Source organism: Saccharospirillum salsuginis (genome assembly GCF_014651855.1).
Taxonomy (GTDB): Bacteria; Pseudomonadota; Gammaproteobacteria; order Pseudomonadales; family Natronospirillaceae; genus Saccharospirillum; species Saccharospirillum salsuginis.
In genome coordinates this window covers 21,235-36,863 of sequence record NZ_BMXR01000017.1, presented here as the reverse complement: position 1 = coordinate 36,863, position 15,629 = coordinate 21,235, and the positions used below count along the sequence as shown (strand labels likewise).

General features: G+C 61.6%; 16 protein-coding genes. 6 read left to right on the top strand and 10 right to left on the bottom strand.

Going from position 1 to position 15,629, the window contains the following annotated elements; translation table 11 throughout:
- Positions 1-33: 33 nt before the first annotated feature.
- Positions 34-900 carry a PEP-CTERM sorting domain-containing protein gene (locus tag IE111_RS22805; RefSeq protein ID WP_189613266.1) on the top strand — a complete coding sequence of 289 codons (867 nt, stop codon included), beginning with the start codon at positions 34-36 and terminating at the stop codon, positions 898-900.
- A 97-nt stretch (positions 901-997) separates the two neighbouring features.
- On the opposite strand, the gene IE111_RS22800 is transcribed toward IE111_RS22805, so the two are convergent.
- From IE111_RS22800 to IE111_RS22790, 3 genes are all read right to left on the bottom strand, one after another.
- Positions 998-2,284, bottom strand: a complete 1,287-nt coding sequence (locus IE111_RS22800) for an MFS transporter (RefSeq protein WP_189613264.1) — start codon at positions 2,282-2,284, stop codon at positions 998-1,000.
- Between the two features lie 69 nt (positions 2,285-2,353).
- Positions 2,354-2,653 carry a YciI-like protein gene (locus tag IE111_RS22795; RefSeq protein WP_189613262.1) on the bottom strand — a complete coding sequence of 100 codons (300 nt, stop codon included), beginning with the start codon at positions 2,651-2,653 and terminating at the stop codon, positions 2,354-2,356.
- Between the two features lie 123 nt (positions 2,654-2,776).
- Positions 2,777-4,069 carry an RsmB/NOP family class I SAM-dependent RNA methyltransferase gene (locus IE111_RS22790; RefSeq protein WP_189613261.1) on the bottom strand — a complete coding sequence of 431 codons (1,293 nt, stop codon included), beginning with the start codon at positions 4,067-4,069 and terminating at the stop codon, positions 2,777-2,779.
- Between the two features lie 91 nt (positions 4,070-4,160).
- Between IE111_RS22790 and IE111_RS22785 the strand changes: the two genes are divergently transcribed.
- From IE111_RS22785 to cls, 3 genes are all read left to right on the top strand, one after another.
- Positions 4,161-4,955 (top strand): SDR family NAD(P)-dependent oxidoreductase, encoded by a 795-nt coding sequence (locus IE111_RS22785; RefSeq protein WP_189613259.1) that lies wholly within the window; start codon positions 4,161-4,163, stop codon positions 4,953-4,955.
- Positions 4,956-5,058: 103 nt separating this feature from the next.
- On the top strand, positions 5,059-6,318 hold the full coding sequence (locus IE111_RS22780) for a cyclic di-GMP phosphodiesterase (protein ID WP_189613257.1): 1,260 nt from the start codon (positions 5,059-5,061) through the stop codon (positions 6,316-6,318).
- An 80-nt stretch (positions 6,319-6,398) separates the two neighbouring features.
- Positions 6,399-7,844: a cardiolipin synthase gene (cls, locus tag IE111_RS22775; RefSeq protein ID WP_189613255.1), complete on the top strand. Its 1,446-nt coding sequence runs from the start codon at positions 6,399-6,401 to the stop codon at positions 7,842-7,844.
- A 170-nt stretch (positions 7,845-8,014) separates the two neighbouring features.
- On the opposite strand, the gene IE111_RS22770 is transcribed toward cls, so the two are convergent.
- The 6 genes from IE111_RS22770 to IE111_RS22745 all read right to left on the bottom strand — a co-directional run bounded on the left by IE111_RS22770 (position 8,015) and on the right by IE111_RS22745 (position 12,992).
- A complete protein-coding gene (locus tag IE111_RS22770) occupies positions 8,015-8,620 on the bottom strand; it encodes a hypothetical protein (RefSeq protein ID WP_189613253.1) in 606 nt (201 codons plus the stop codon).
- A 5-nt stretch (positions 8,621-8,625) separates the two neighbouring features.
- On the bottom strand, positions 8,626-9,741 hold the full coding sequence (locus tag IE111_RS22765) for a GGDEF domain-containing protein (protein ID WP_189613251.1): 1,116 nt from the start codon (positions 9,739-9,741) through the stop codon (positions 8,626-8,628).
- Positions 9,742-9,980: 239 nt separating this feature from the next.
- On the bottom strand, positions 9,981-10,451 hold the full coding sequence (gene slyD / locus IE111_RS22760; protein WP_189613249.1) for a peptidylprolyl isomerase: 471 nt from the start codon (positions 10,449-10,451) through the stop codon (positions 9,981-9,983).
- Between the two features lie 203 nt (positions 10,452-10,654).
- Positions 10,655-11,266 (bottom strand): response regulator transcription factor, encoded by a 612-nt coding sequence (locus IE111_RS22755; protein ID WP_229805493.1) that lies wholly within the window; start codon positions 11,264-11,266, stop codon positions 10,655-10,657.
- Positions 11,263-12,372 carry a sensor histidine kinase gene (locus tag IE111_RS22750; RefSeq protein WP_189613247.1) on the bottom strand — a complete coding sequence of 370 codons (1,110 nt, stop codon included), beginning with the start codon at positions 12,370-12,372 and terminating at the stop codon, positions 11,263-11,265. The genes IE111_RS22755 and IE111_RS22750 overlap by 4 nt, the downstream gene beginning before the upstream one ends.
- 2 nt (positions 12,373-12,374) lie before the next feature.
- On the bottom strand, positions 12,375-12,992 hold the full coding sequence (locus IE111_RS22745; RefSeq protein ID WP_189613244.1) for an alpha/beta family hydrolase: 618 nt from the start codon (positions 12,990-12,992) through the stop codon (positions 12,375-12,377).
- 374 nt (positions 12,993-13,366) lie between these two features.
- Here IE111_RS22745 and IE111_RS22740 point away from each other — a divergent pair, with 374 nt between their 5' ends.
- Together IE111_RS22740 and IE111_RS22735 are read left to right on the top strand one after the other, a co-directional pair.
- Positions 13,367-14,098 carry a hypothetical protein gene (locus tag IE111_RS22740; RefSeq protein WP_194523978.1) on the top strand — a complete coding sequence of 244 codons (732 nt, stop codon included), beginning with the start codon at positions 13,367-13,369 and terminating at the stop codon, positions 14,096-14,098.
- Positions 14,099-14,355: 257 nt separating this feature from the next.
- Complete coding sequence (locus tag IE111_RS22735) at positions 14,356-14,637, top strand: TfoX/Sxy family protein (RefSeq protein ID WP_189613240.1); 282 nt, start codon at positions 14,356-14,358, stop codon at positions 14,635-14,637.
- 8 nt (positions 14,638-14,645) lie between these two features.
- Here IE111_RS22735 and IE111_RS22730 read toward each other — a convergent pair whose 3' ends face one another.
- Positions 14,646-15,575 (bottom strand): CAP domain-containing protein, encoded by a 930-nt coding sequence (locus IE111_RS22730; RefSeq protein WP_189613238.1) that lies wholly within the window; start codon positions 15,573-15,575, stop codon positions 14,646-14,648.
- Between the last annotated feature and the right edge of the window lie 54 nt (positions 15,576-15,629).

Below are 15,629 nucleotides of genomic sequence, written 5' to 3'. Positions count from 1 at the left end.
TTTTCAGTCTGATCCATCAATGGAGGACAGACCATGTTAAGCCGATCCGCTTTAACCGTGATTTCCGCCGCAGTACTGTACCTGGGGTTGGCCCAGACGCATGCGATGCCCATTGATATATTGCTTGAATCCGACACGGACAGTGATGCCGGGAGTGAACTCTTCCTGGCCAATTTCAACGACTACCAAAGTCTGATAGACGCCACAGTCAACAGCAGTTCATTCTCTCAATTGAATCTCAATTCAACTTTCAGCTCCGGCGGGCTCGCATTTGACGGCTCGTCCTACCAATTGCTGCTGGAGTCCGACAGCGACGCCGATGCCGGGAGTGAACTCTTTATCGCATCGTTCGACAGCTATCAAAATTTGATAGACGGCAACGTGAGCAGTAGCTCCTTCTCTCAGTTGAATCTCAATTCGACCTTCAGTTCGGGCGGCTTGGCCTTTGACGGTTCATCCTATCAATTGCTGCTGGAATCCGATGCGGACAGCGACGCCGGCAGCGAAGTGTTCATGGCCAGCTTCGACAGCTTACAGAGTTTACTGGACGGCACGGTCGCCAGCAGTTCGTTTTCTCAGTTGAACATCAACGCCAACTTCAGTTCGGGAGGCCTGGCCTTCGACGGCTCGGCCTACCAGTTGCTGCTCGAATCCGACGCGGACAGCGATGCCGGCAGCGAAGTGTTCCTGGCCAGTTTCGACAGTTTCCAAAGCCTGCTGGACGGCACTGTCGCCAGCAGCTCGTTTTCACAGCTGAACATCAACGCCAATTTCAGCGCCGGTGGTTTTGTCGCCTACGCCCCTGAAGACCCGGTGGCGGTGTCGGAGCCTGCCACATTGGGATTATTGATACTCGGACTGGGCGCCTTGATGCTGAGGCATCGTAGAACCCTTCTTTAGGAGAGCCCTTCCTTCACTCTGCAGAAACCTGACTTATGGACAGAATGACTCTGGCGTCGATCACACTCGGCGCCGGAGTTTCTAAATTCACTCGCCATTAGGAGCCTGTAGTTTCTTCCGACTCAAACATCTCGATCTCGGGCGGTTCTTCGCCATCCACCCATTGCAGTTGGTGATCGTACGCCGCTTGTAGACCGGTATCATCCTCGTGTTCTTCTTCCTCGGGTCCATGGTCGATGTGACGCGGATACAACGGCGAGAGAATAGCCACCAGTATGCCGATCGCGGCAAACAGGGAAAAGGAGTTGGCATACCCGAAGACATCCACCAGCCTACCGACCACGGGTGAACCGGTTGCCTGACCGAGCGACACCGCCATGAAAGGCAGAACCGGCCCCATCGACAACCGACCCGGCAATAACCGGATGCCCGTCATCAGGTAAAGCCCGGTCAAACTCATGTAGGCCAAACCAAACACCAGGGCGGAATAGGCCGCGAGCAACACTTGCCCAGGGCTCGCCGCAAGCAAGGCCAGACTGGCGGACAGCAGGGTCAGCATCAGCGCATGGGTAATGGGAGGATTGTTGCGATCGGCCAGATCCGCTACAACGGCTCCGCCGAGACCGGCGATGCCAACGGCCAGCCAAACCCACCCGGTCTGACTCAGCGGAAGGGCCCCCAGCGTCACCACAAGATCGGGCGCGAAAATCCAGTAGGCGGATGACACAAAGCCCATCAGGAATGCGAATACCGAGAGCCAGGCGAGGCGAACCCATTGATCCCGGTTGATCGGCGCAGGCGGTTCTGCGTTCGACGGGATGATTCGAGACACCGACGGTATGAAAAACCAGGCGGCCACCACTCCGATGCCCGCCAACAGAGCGAAAGAGGCGTAGGCGTAGCGCCAGGCGCCATCCAGAAACAACACGGTGGGTACGGCGACGGCCACACCGATACTGGTGCCCGCGTTCATCACCGAACTGACGCGCCCGTGCATGGAGCGCCTCACCAGTACCTGCATGGCGGCCGTCAAGGCGGGCATCATCAGCCCGGTGCAGACACCGCATGCGAAGACACCGGCGCCCAGTGTGATCGGACCGATCGCCTGACTGATCAGCCCCAGACCGACCACACCAAACCCGCCCGACAGGACGGCGGTGTTGCGCGCACCGAGGCGATCGGCCGCGAGCGGCGCCACCAGTGTGGACAACAGGAAACTGATGAGCGGCAACGCCCCGATGATCCCCACCACATAAGGGGTCAGTTGCAGGTCCGCCCGGATGGGAGGCACAAACAGCCCGAAGGCGAAACGTGCGAGACCATAACTGATGGCGACCAATGAAGCGCCAAACACGGCAAACCCGGTACTCGACAGCGACACCATTCGACCTCCGAACGTTTCTGGCTAGTGTCGTGCACCCGCTGGGAACACACCCGATAAAGTCACTATAGATCAGGACACGATGGGATTGTCGGCGTCTTTACCGGCGACCGTGGTCCATTCGCGCACGTGCCAGGATGTAACAAGGCCGTGAGTGACATAAGGGTCGGCTCGTGCAAACGACTCGGCCACTTCGGGTGAGGCGCCCTTGAACACAATGGCAGCTCCGTCCGCGGGATCCGCAAAGGCACCGCCCAGGAAAAACTCGCCCCGATCGATGGACGCCTTGGCCAGGGCCAGGTGCGCGTCGCGGAATTCACCGCGCCGCTCCAGGTAGTCCGGTGCGTATTCGTAGAAAAGGATGTAGTGCATTGATGTGTCTCCAGCCATTGTTAACGAGCGTGGGTGTGGATATGGAGCCACACAACACCCGCAGGGATGTTCCTTAACGATGGTAGCAAAGACACGCTGATAGGGCGTCACAGGCGGTGAGCGCTAGCGCCTGTTCATCACGGCCACGAACAAGGTATCCGCATCATCTTCGGGAGCCCCGACAATTCTCTGGCTGACCAGTTTGAAGTCGGAATGCTGAGCGAGAAAAGCGGACACCCGATCTTCATTCTCTTCCACCAGCCAACTGCAGGTGGCATACACCAGACGACCTCCCGGAGCCAGGGCTCCGGTCGCCTGGGCAAGCAGGCGGTCCTGCAGGTCGGTGAAGGCCCGCAGGCTGTCTTCGTCCAGCCGCCAGCGCGCGTCGGGGCTGCGGCGCCAGGTGCCGCTGGCGGTGCATGGGGCGTCGATCAAGATGGCGTCGAAGTCGAGTCCGTTGAGGGGGTGGATCTGCTCCGGATCGGTGGCGTCGAGCGTGCGTGTTTCGAGCTGAGGTAGGCCCAGGCGTTTGGCGCGCTGGACGGTTTTGTCCAGAGCGTGGTCGCGGATGTCCGTGGCGAGAATGTGGCCGTCGGGGCCGACCAGGCTGGCGAGGGCCAGGGCTTTGCCGCCGGCGCCGGCACACAGGTCCCAGATACGCTCTCCGGGTCGGGCGTTCACGGCTTCGACGATGCGCTGGCTGCCCCGGTCCTGAATATCGAGCCAGCCGTTGCGCCAGGCATCGATATCGGTGAGGCGGCTGTCGCCATCGATGGCGACGGCCAGACCGTCCTGTTCGATGGGGGTCAGTCCATTGCCGGTCAGTGATTCCAGTGCCTCCCGTTCATGTCCGGGCACCAGGCGCAGCCACAGCGGTGGGCGCCGCTGTTGCAGCTGTTGCCAGTGATGTAAGGTGTCCGCACTCCAGTCGCTGGTCTGAATTCGCCGTTCCAGCCGGGCTTTCAAAGGGGGCACCCAGCCCTGACGTAATGGGTTGAGCTGTGCTTGTTCGTCGTCGCTCAGCGCATCGAGGCATCGGCGGCGTTCGGCTGCGTCGGTGAGTTCGCGGGGCAGCTGGTCGTCCGCACCGTCCAGCAGCACGAGCCACGACCAGAGTTCGGCCGGGGGAATGGTTTGCAGTCGAGCCCAGACAGCGTCACGCTGCCAGTCCAATACCTCGTCCTTGAAGCGGGCTTGCAGCCACACCAGGGCGGCGGCTTCACGACAAAGCCGGAAGATGGCATCGCTGTAAAAGCGGCGATCCTTGCGCCCGAAGGCTTTGTGTTCGCGGAACTGCAACGCCAGCCAACGGTCGGTTTGTGGCCAGCGGTCTTCCCGCACCAGGCGGTCGGTCAGGTTGATCAGATGGGGCCAGCGGTAGCCGGGCCAGGCTTGGGGTTTGGGTCGCTCGGACATGCCATTCTCACGGATTCGGACGCGGCGCGGAGTATAGATGACGGGCATTCACGATGACAGGGGCTTTCAAGAGAAGCCTACGGAGACCACGATGAACAAACAGGCATTGATCACCGGCGGCACCAGCGGCATCGGCGCGGCCTTTGCCCGACGCCTGGCGGCCGAGGGTCACGATGTCATTCTGACCGGCCGGCGCGAACCGCAATTGGCCACACTGTGTCGCGAGCTTGAAGAGCAATTCGGTATATCGGCGACGTTCCAGACGGGCGATCTGGCCCGGGCGGAGGACCGCCAGGCCCTGGAAGACCGCATCCGCGCCCTGCCTCGCCTGGATGTGCTGATCAACAACGCCGGCTACGCCGAAGACGGCCGCTTTGGCGACATCGACTGGCCGCGTCACCAGGCTCTGCTCGATGTGCATGTGCAGGCCACAATGCAACTGACACACGCGGCACTGCCCCAGCTGCTGGAACAGCGAGGCACTGTGATCAACGTGGCCTCGGTCGCCAGCTGGCTGCCGACGCCACAAAGTGCGCTCTACGGCCCGACCAAGGCGTTCGTGCGCAGCTTTTCCGAGACGCTTGCACTCAGTTATCACCCGGACGGTCTGAAGGTACAGGCTTTATGTCCGGGATTCACGGTGACCGACTTTCACCAGAAACTGGGCATCGATCCCGCCTCTTTTTACCGGTCGAAAGGCCTGGTGCGTGCCTGGACGGCGGACCAGGTGGTCGACCGTTCACTGAACGATCTGGCGCGGGGGCGCATCGTCTGCATACCGGGCTGGAACTACCGATTGATCGTCACAGCACTGCGCCACCTACCGATGAGTTTGCTCCATTGGGCGCAGCGCCGCGCTAAAGTGGCCCGTTATGGAGCCGATTAAAACAGTGAGCGCACCTTGACGGAAAATAGGATATAGCAAACAATGGAGTTTCTGTTTGTTTTGTGACCACCCTCACACTTAGAGCGATTTCCGGGCGACACATGTGACCCAGTACACCCAAAAGGTCAACGAAACCACACTGAAGATGCCGGTGGCATTGCTTCAGGTAGGGATGTTCGTGTGCCGTTTGGACCGCCCCTGGCTGGGCACACCCTTCCTGATGCAAGGGTTCCTGATCGACAACCGGGAGACTCTGCAAAGCGTCCGCGCCCTGTGCAGTCATGTCTTCGTCGATCCGAACAAGAGCCTGATCCAACTGCGCTCGCCGCGCGAACGTCGCCGGTCAAGGCGCGAAACACCGGAGCCGCCCACCCTCTCCCCCACGGTCGACCGGGACATGGCTCGTCTCGGTCTGCGCGAGGTGCTGCCGACTTACACCCGCACGCTGAAAGGTGTTAAACAGGCACTGCGCGAAGTCGGCCGTGGCCACCCGCTGAACCCGGAACGGCTGGCCGGTCAGGTGGACGAGTGCATCAACGCCCTGATCGACAACATTCCGGCGATGACCTGGCTGTCACGCGTGAAAAGCCACGACGACTACACTTACGAACACGCCATGCACGTCAGCCTGCTGTGTATGGTGTTCGGTATTCACTGCGGCTGGCCGCGTCACGAGGTTCGCCAGGCCGGTCTGGCGGGACTGTTGTTCGACCTCGGCAAGCTACGCATACCCAAGGCCCTGCTGGGCAAGCCGACCCCACTGGCCGAGACCGAGTGGCAACTGTTCCGCGAGCACCCCAAATGGACCCGCTATTTGCTGGAAAAATCCGGTTTCGAACAGGACGTGGTCATGGCGTGCTATTACCACCATGAGCGACCGGACGGTCGGGGCTACCCGGTTCGAAAGCTCGGGACCCAGGTGCCCTTGGCCGCCCGCCTGATCCATATTCTCGACGCTTTCGACGCCATGATCAGCTACCGGCCCTACGCCCAGCAAAGGACTGTCTACGAGGCCATCCGGGTGCTGTACCACGGTCGCAACAGCCAGTTCGACGCGGCCCTGGTCGACCAGTTCATCGAGCTGATGGGCGTCTACCCGATGGGTACCCTGGTCGAGTTGAGCAGCGGTGAAGTGGCCGTGGTGATCGGCCAGAATCACGATGCCCGTCTGCTGCCCAAGGTGGCGATCATCCGCGATCGCAACAAAAATCCGGTCGCCGAGCATGTGGTGAACCTGAAGCAACTGCGCGATGCCGAGGGCAAAGCGCGTTTTCGGGTCAAATCGATGCTGCTGGACGGCAGCTATGGCGTTTACATGCAGGAATATACCCGCCATCTGGTTTTGGACGCCTCCCCCGCCTAACCGACGCCGAACCACCACGCTTGTGCTCGACGTGAAAAGTCGTCACTCTTGGCGCTGTCTATGACTGTTCGACTCCCTAGATGAACTGGAACTGGCTGCTCACCCTCTTCCTTTGGATTTACCCGCCGGTCTTGCTGGCGTTGAGCCTGCGTATTCTGATGCGCCGGCGCAGCGTCGGTGTGACCTTGTCCTGGCTGTTGCTGATTTACGCACTGCCGTTGGTGGGGTTCATTTTTTACGGCATGTTCGGGGAACGCTACCTCGGCCGTCTAAGGGTCAAACGGGCCCGTAAACAATACGGGTTCTACCGGCAATGGCTGGACGAAGTCTCGGAACGCCGGCTGCTGTCGACCGAAGAGACCAACTCGCCGCTGCGTCCGGTGATGGAATTAACGCTGGGCAGCCTGGGCATGCCCGCATTGCACGGCAATCACTGGCGTTTACTCTACAGCCCGAGCGTGGTGTTCGATCAATTACTGCGGGATTTGGCCGAGGCGCGCGAAAGAGTATTCATCGAGTTCTATATCGTCGAGGAGAAAGGCCGGGTCGAGGAGGTCCTTCAGGCCCTGGAAGCGGCTCGGGCCCGGGGTGTGGAAGTCAGGCTGTTGCTCGACAGTGTCGGCTCCAACGACTTCCTGAAAAGCCGACGCTGCCAGCGTTTGCAAGCCGCCGGTGTTGAAGTGCTGGATGTCCTGCACGCCAACCTGTTCCGGATGTCGCTGCAGCGGGTCGATCTGCGCCAGCACCGCAAACTGATCAGCATCGACAACCACATTGCCTACACCGGTTCGATGAACCTCGCCGACCCGCTCTGGTTCCGCCAGGACAGCGGGGTCGGCCCCTGGATCGACCTGATGGTGCGACTGGAAGGCCCGGTGGCCGCCATCATGCAGGGCTCGATGATCTTCGATTGGGAAATGGAAACCGGCAAGCGACTTGTTGACGGCCTGGCCTGGCCCAAAGACTCGGCCACCGGGAAAAGTCTGATGCAGTTCCTGCCCACCGGACCCGCCTTCGATGAAGACATTATGCTGCAGGTGTTGCTGACCGCTATCCACAACGCCCGTGAGCAGGTGGTGATCACCACGCCCTATTTCGTGCCGGACGAAGCGGTGATGCAGGCCCTCAAATCGGTCGCCAAACGCGGGCTGAAGGTGACCCTACTGGTGCCCCGCCGCATCGACAGCCGCATGGCGCAGTATGCCGGCCGCTCCTTCTACGACGAACTGATGAGCGTCGGCGTGGAAATCCTGCGCTTCACTGGCGGTTTGCTGCATACGAAATGCGTCATCATCGACGACCATCTGGTGCTGATCGGCTCGGTGAACCTGGACATGCGCAGCATCTGGCTGAACTTCGAATCGACCCTGGTGATCGACGACCACGGCTTTTATCGGGCGATGTCCCATGTCATCGACGAGTACAGACGATCCAGCCATCGACTGGAACTAACGCAGTGGCGGCGCCGGCCGGTGTATAAGCGGGTGCTGGAGAATCTGGCGCAGTTGGCGAGCCCGTTGTTGTAACCTGATGGGTGACGAAACCGGGTAGGGTTGAAGTGGTCCGACATCTTGGGCGGAGCGATATCTGCCGTTTTCTCTGGATCAGGTGAAACCATGGGTTCCCCGGATGGGCTTCGCCCATTTGGCAGATGTCGGCGTAGCCTCTTCTGCCCTACGGGATAGCGGTACTTGCTTCAGGGGCGGCCGGTGTGGATGCCGGCCAGCATCAGGGTGGCCACTACGCCGGTTGCCGGAATCAACACCAGAAAATAGCGCAGCGGGTGGTACATGCCGGACGCGCCGGCGAGGATGCCGATACCGCCTCCGCCGCCGATCAGCCAGTTGCCCGGCATGTTGATCAGCACCACCAGCATCCAATACGGATGACTGGCGATGTGCCGATCGGAGAAACGCAGCGCCCGGTCGCCTAAGCCGGTTCCGGTGGCCTGCTCGACCCGGTCCTGAAAACGCCCCCGCAGTCGCCCGACCCAGGGCCATTCACGCATCCAGTAGCCGAGGGCGAAGGCCACCAGCAGGCCGATCGGTGTGGCGAGCCAGATGGATAAAATGGCGGGTTTGCCGAAGGCGGCCATGATCATCCAGCCGAGCTCGACGGCCGGCAGGAACGGCACGGCCAGCGCCAGGGCGTATAGCGACGAGGTCACGACCAGTACCCAGACCAATGGGTAGTCGCGCGCTTGCAGCCAGGCCATGACCAGCCCTTTACCGTCCGAGAACACCACCAGCCAGACCATGGCGACCAGCGCCAGCGCGCCGAACAAACGCCGCCACAGTGCCATGGCGTTCAGGGTCGAGTGGCCAGGGGTGCGGAGGAAGGCTCGGCGGACACACCCTCGGCGACGTCGGCCTGAGCCGGCATCAGGTGGACACGGTCCGCCTTGTCACGCGCCTGCCGCAAGGCCTGGCCGAGCCGGGCCAGCAGAGCCTGGGGTTCTTCGCGGTCCAGGCTGAGCGTGGTTCCGATGCTGACCTCGATGCGCTCGGCGCGTCCACCCAGATCGAACGCCATGCGCGACGCCGAGGACTGGATGCGTCGCGCCAGGCTGAGGGTGACATCCTCGTCCGTCATGGCCTCGACGGCGATGACGAACTGGTCGGCCCCGACGCGGGCGATCAGCGCCAGTTCGTCGATGTCGGCGCGCAGACGCTGGGCCAGTTTGCGCATCAGCGTATCGCCGATCTCATGGCCGTGGCGACGGTTGATGGCGCGCATCTCGTCGACGTCCAGCAGGTACACCGCGAACGGCTGCCCCTGGTTGTACCAGGTCGCCAACTGCCGCATCAGGCCGTGCCGGTTGGGCAGGCCGGTCAGGGCGTCGGTCAGGGCGAGGCGTTCGAGCTGATTGCGTTGGTGCATCAACCGGTAGATGAAATAACGGCACACCACGGCCATGCCGATGAAACAGACCACCAGATCCAGCCATTTGAAACGGCGGTAGGCGTCCTCGGACATCACGAACCAGGGTTCGGCCGGTTCCGGCACGATGAAGACCAGCGTCAACAGCGCCAGGGTGAGCGTCAGCAGGGTGTTTTGCCATTCGCGGCGTTCCGGTGGCAGTACCATGAAGATCAGGGCGGGAATCAGCAGGAAGTAGTATTCCGCCGACTGCATGCGGGTGAAGCCGAACAGATTCATGATGGTGAAGCAGAACAGGAACACCAGCACCATCCAGGTCGCGGCGAACAGCGGTTTGTCCAGATAATACGAGATCAGGGCGAGCCCGTGCAGGCCGGCGCAGAGCAGGAGAAAAGGTACCAAAAAACCGGACTCGGCGGTGAATTCGAGTGCCAGGATGTAAATGCCGTAGGCAATCAATCCCACCCAGAGCGACATCCTCAGTGACAGACTGCGCAGCTCACTGTCGCCGGGAACGGCTGTCGGCCAGAACTTGACGGTCATAATGTTCTCGTTGTTCTTACGCTGTACCCGCCCAAAAGCGCCAGGCAGGCGATTGAATTCCTCCTTGATGTGTACGGCATCGAATGGGCCGACCGGTGTCGGTCAGAGAGACGATGGTAACCGCTGGGTCACTGGCCGGGTGCCTGTCGGACCCAGAAACGGTCCCTGTCGGATAAAGACATGCGCCGACCCGGGGGTCGGCACGGCCGGACGGTGGTGTCCGGCCGTTCAATGAACAATCAGCTTTCGTCGTGGACGTGGCCGTGTTCCAGTTCTTCGGCGGTGGCTTCGCGTACCTCGGCCACTTCGCCCTTGAAGCTCAGAGACTTGCCGGCCAGCGGATGGTTGCCATCCACGGTGACGGTGTCGTCTTCGACCTGGGTTACGGTCACTTGCAGCGGACCGCCTTGAGTCTGGGCGGTGAAGACCATGCCTTCTTCCACCTTTTCGACGCCCTGGAAGGCATCTTTGGGTACGGACTGCACCAGGCCGTCCTGGTAGTCGCCGTAGGCTTCTTCGGGAGTGACGGTGACATCGAATGCTTCACCGACGTCCAGGCCGTCCAGCGCTTTTTCCAGGCCCGGAATGATGTTCTTGTGACCGTGCAGATAGACCAGCGGTTCGCGGCCTTCAGAGGAATCTACGACAACGCCGTCTTCATCCTTGACCTCGTAGTGGATGGATACAACGCGTTGTTCAGCAATGTTCATAGGGGACTCCTGTTGGAGGCGGCTGCTTACTTAATTGCAACCAGAGAATTTACAGCCTGGGGCACAGGGGGCACAGGCCGGTGGCGGATGCATCGAGCCGGCATAGCCGATCCGGCGACCGATTTATCGCTCAGACGCCTAGAATAACAGTGCGAGTCCGGGCAGAAAAGAAAACCTATGTTACAGAAGGCGTGTGCCTGCCTCTATAACCAGCCCCGCTCACGGGCCAGACGCGTAGCCTCGGTTCGGTTGCGGGCCCCGAGCCGCTTGATCACATCAGACAGGGTGTTGCGTACCGTCCCCTCGGAACGGAAGACCCGGGCCGCGATTTCGGCCGTGGTCAGACCGTCCCCGGCCAGACGCAGCATGCGGCGTTCGCGGTCGTTCAGGGGGCCGGTGTCGGCGTCGGCCAGCCCCTCCAGCGACGGGTCGAACACCGATTGCCCACGCATCACGCGCTTCAGACTGCGTGCCAACTCGTCCGACGGCGCCTCCTTGAGCAGGTAGCCGTCGACGCCCAGTTCTCGGGCCCGGCTCAGGTAACCCTGGCGGGAAAAGGTGGTCAGAATCACGATACGGGGGCGGGGTTCCGGTTGCTGGCGAATCCAGGCGGCCAATTCCAGGCCGGTCAGGCCGGGCATCTCGATGTCGGTCAGCACCAGGTCGATGGAATGCGCGCGCAGTGCCTGCTGCGCGGCCTCACCGTCCATGACCTGGGCGACGACCTCGAATCCGCCCTGGAGTTCCAGCAGCGCCGAGAGCGCGCCGAGCACCATGCCCTGATCTTCGGCCACCAGCACACGTATGGGTTTCATCGGGCGGGTTCCTCCGTCGTCGGTGTCGCAGGTGAGGCGCCGATGGTCGCTTCCAGACGGCAGCCGGGCTGTGCCGAGCGCAGATGCAGGGCACCGCCGCATAACCCCAGCCGTTCGCGCATGCCTTCCAGACCGTTGCCGAAACGGCCACTCCAGCCCCGGCCATCGTCCTCGACGCTGAGCAGCCACTGACCGTCGCGCGCCTGCCAGTGAATGCGACAATGACGGGCCTCGGCATGGCGCACGACGTTGGTGACCGCCTCGCGCAGTACCAGACAGAGGACGTTTTCCTGCTGCCGATCCAGCCCGTCGGGCACCCGCTCGGGGAGGTCCACCTCGATGTCGGCCGCTTCCAGGGCGTGTCGGGCCAGCGACAGCTCGTTGGCCAGGTTGCCGCTGCGATAGCCGGTCACGGTCTGGCGCACCTCGGCCAGGGCCCGGCGGGCGGATTCGGCCACTTCCCGCATCTCGTGGCCGGCACGCTCCGGATCCCGGGTCATCAATTTCTCCGCCAGTTCGGACTTCAGCGCAATCGAACTGAGCGTGTGCCCGAGTACGTCGTGCAGATCGCGCGCGATCCGCTCGCGTTCGGCCTCCCGGGTCAGGTGTTCGAGGTCTTCCTGGCTGCGCAGCAGTACGCGCAGAGCGGTCATATGCCGGAAGAAGAGATAGTCAGCGTGGCCACCCAGTAGGATCAGGATCGCCAGAATCGAGTTGTAGAGGTTGCCCATGTCCAGCCAGACACCCTGCCCGATCACAATCAGGGTCTGCAGAACCAGGGCGAGGGTGACCTGCCAAACACGGGGCATGACCATGACGAACACCAGGGCGTAGAACAGGTACATCGCGCCGGTCCAGTGCAGGGACACAGCCCAGAGCCCGAGCCCGGTCAGGACAGTGAAAAAGATCAGGTTGTAGTACGGCCGCGCCCACATGCCGGAATACCAGCACAGGGAGCCGGCTCCCGCGATCACCACGGCCTGGGCCCAATCGGATAATGGCACGCCTTCGAACAACAGCCCGAGGAAGAAGATGACCGGGCCGTAGTTCATCACATGAACCAGCCAGTCGTACTGGAGGACGTGTTCCCGGGGCAGCAGTCGCATGCTCAGTGTCCGGTTCCGGTGCGGTTTATGAAGTCGACCAGGGCATCGGCGGCGTTGGCGAGGTTTTCCTCCAGTGTATGGCCACTGGCCTTGCGCGGTTTCAGGCTGTGGTCGCCGTCGGGCAGCCAGTGCAGTTGAATCGCTTCCGGCAGGTCATACCCGTCGACTTCCTCGCGTTTGCCCAGGGCGTCGCGTTCGCCCTGGCAGATCAGCGTGGGGCATTGGATGTCGCCGAGGTGGTCGAGCCTCAGTTTGTCGGGTTTGCCAGGCGGGTGGAAGGGGTAGCCGAGGACACAGACACCGGCGACGGGGCGCTGGGTTGCGACCAGGGTGGCCATGCGACCGCCCATGGATTTGCCGCCGATGAAGAGGCGTTCGGGGTGGCCGAGCTCGTCGAGGATGGCGTTGTAGCTGTCGAGCAGTTTGGGGGCGCGGTCCGGGGGGCGTTTTTTGCCGGTTTGGCGGCGTTCGATCATGTAGGGGAATTCGAAGCGGGCGACGCGGATGCCGCGGTCGTTGAGCAGGCGGGTGATATCGTTCATGAAGTCGGAGTCCATGGGGGCGCCGGCGCCGTGGGCCAGCACCAGGGTTGTAGCCGAATCCGGGCCGTCTATCCGCATGCTCTGTTTGCTCCTATCGATGATGGTGGTTGCTTATTGTGCCTTCTAACCCGTGTCGGGGGGAGGGGGTTGCCCTAAGGGGTCGCCGTGTACCCGTCCATGGGGGCTTGACCGCAGCATCCCTGCTGCGGACATCCCCTTAGGGCAACTCCCTCCCCCCGACACTGACCTTGAGCGGTTGCATCCACAATATTCAAGGCGGTCGCTCCAACAGTTTCCAAACAATTTGACCCAGCTCTGTGACCGATGGCGCCTGTGTTCAACGGGGACAAGCACTATAATGGCGACACTATTTACGGGTTGAGAGCATCAAGGTTATGTGGAAGCTGGCAACGGGTTTATTGGCGGTGGCAACGCTGGTGGGATGCAGTGCGGTGCCAATCGAGAAGGTGGACCCCGAGGAGTTGGAGGTGACGGTGGATTATCGTCATCGGCCGAATCGGGTGGATCTGGATACGACCTTCAAGACGGGGTTCTGGGATCGGCGTGTGGATGCGGAGTCGAACCGGCCTGAATTGGTGACGAGTGGTGGTGAGGTGCTGACGCTGAACCGGGGCGTAAAAGACGGCCGCTACGGGTTGGAACTGGATCCGGACCTGGGTCCGTACCGGTTGGTGTTGCCGGGGTTTGCGGAGATGACGTTGCCGATCGGGGAGCCGGTTCGGTTGAGCGGGACGTCGTCGATTCGCGGGAAGTTGTTCGATCGCAACGATGAGCTGACGCTGTCGGTGAGAGGCGAGACGGATCGTCCGCGCGGTTGGTCGTTTACCGCCTGGTGTGGGGATGAGAGCTGGACGTTGAATCGCAGTCTGAGCAGCGGCGATACGGAAATCGAGCTGAAGCTGGGCAGTCTGATGCGCCAGATCAACAATGCGGCGCAGGCGGATTTGAACGGTCAGATCCCGGTGGAGGTGACGCTGTGGGAGACCTACGATGTGGATTGGCGGCCGCCGTTCAAGGCCGGTTTGGCGCGAGCGCAGGATGATCTGAATTTTCAGGTCGATACGGCGAGTTTCCGGTTCCAGGCGAAAGTCACGGTCCAGGTTTCCGATAACGCTTTCTTCAGTTTCCAGAATCAGGCGCATCCGGTGCGTTACTGTTACTGACTGTGGTCGAATCAGCTATCCCGTGGCCAATAGTAATTCAGTGTTCATAACCCGCCTTCGGAGGTGGGGTACAGGCCCTGCCGGGTCGCTGTGAATACATCCATGTAAGCTAGGCCGCAGCAGCCGACCGCCATGGATGGCGGAAGTGCCGGTTTTGCAGGAGCAACAAACCGGTCCTGCTGCGGACTCCCCTGCAGGACCTGCACCCCACCTCCGAACGCTAGCCCTTTCAATAACTCTTTAACGGGTACACCCCCATGGCGCTCAAAGCTCTGAATCTCGGTCCCAAATCTACGGAATGGTTGGCTAATGCCGGTATTACTACCGTTGATGAGTTGCGATCTCGAGGTTCAGTTGAGACCTTTCTCGACGTGGAAGAGCTGGGATTCAAACTCTCTCTTAATCTTCTCTATGCTCTGGAAGGTGCTATAAGCGACCGGCATTGGCAAACGGTCCGACGGGAAGAAGGCGGTGAACTCCTGCTCCGGCTGGATATGGCCCGGGAGGCACGACAGACGCAGGGAGGATATGGCGACTGATCCGCCGATCAATCGTCCCGCGGACCCGAGGCCGGTTTGGCGAGGTCCTGAACCCAGTAGGCGCGGCCTTTGTCGTCGAACGCCAGCCCGAGGCCGATGTGGCTGTAGTCGGGGTTCATCAGGGTGTCGCAGGGGATCGTCTCGGCCAGCCAACCATCGACGACCTTGTCCGCATCGGTCGAGCTGAGGCGGGCGATGTTCTCGCCCAGGGCTTGCCAGTCGTAGCCGTGCGCGTCGGCCCGTTGCGGCAGGGTGGTACCGTCGCTGGAGTAATGACTCAGCAGCGACTGTTCGGCCATGGCGTCGGCATGGCTCTGGGCGATGTCGGTCAGGGCGCATTGGTAGGTCAGGGGCGGAGCCGGCGGCAGGGTTTGGTTGCCGCATTGACGGGCGGTTTGTCGCGCCTCGTTCACGGCTTCAAGCAGGGCCTGGCGCTCCGGGGTGACGCAGCGATCGAGGGTTTCCTGTGAGGTTTGGCCGATCTGGCCGGCGGTGGTGAAGGACCAGTCCGCGCCCCCGTAGGGCTCGCCGGTGTTGGACATCAGTTCCCGGGTCAGCTCGACTCGGTAGTGTTGATCCGGCTGCAGGGACTGTTCGGGCAACAGACGAATGGTGTGGGTGTCGGCCACGTAGACGACGGCGGCGTTCACCCGGGTGTCGTCCCGCCACAGCCGAACGGTGTCGTCGGTGATGGTTTCCATCAACAGCGGGGCGTCGAAGCTGACCATGACGTCGCGCACCAGCGACTGGTTCCGCTCGCCGTCGACGGGGCTGTGGTCTACGATGCCGAAGCTGGAGTGTTCACGCGCACGCAACGGCATCTCCGGATAGGTCAGCTCCGCTTCGGGCGTGTCGCTGACGCTTTCCAGATTGCATCCTGTAAGGGCCAGTGCCAGGGTCAGCACCCAGCCCAGTGTTTGAATTCTGTCCTTGATCACCATCGGCTCTGTGGGTCGACTATTGATAAACTCTTTACAGTGTAGCGCCTTACA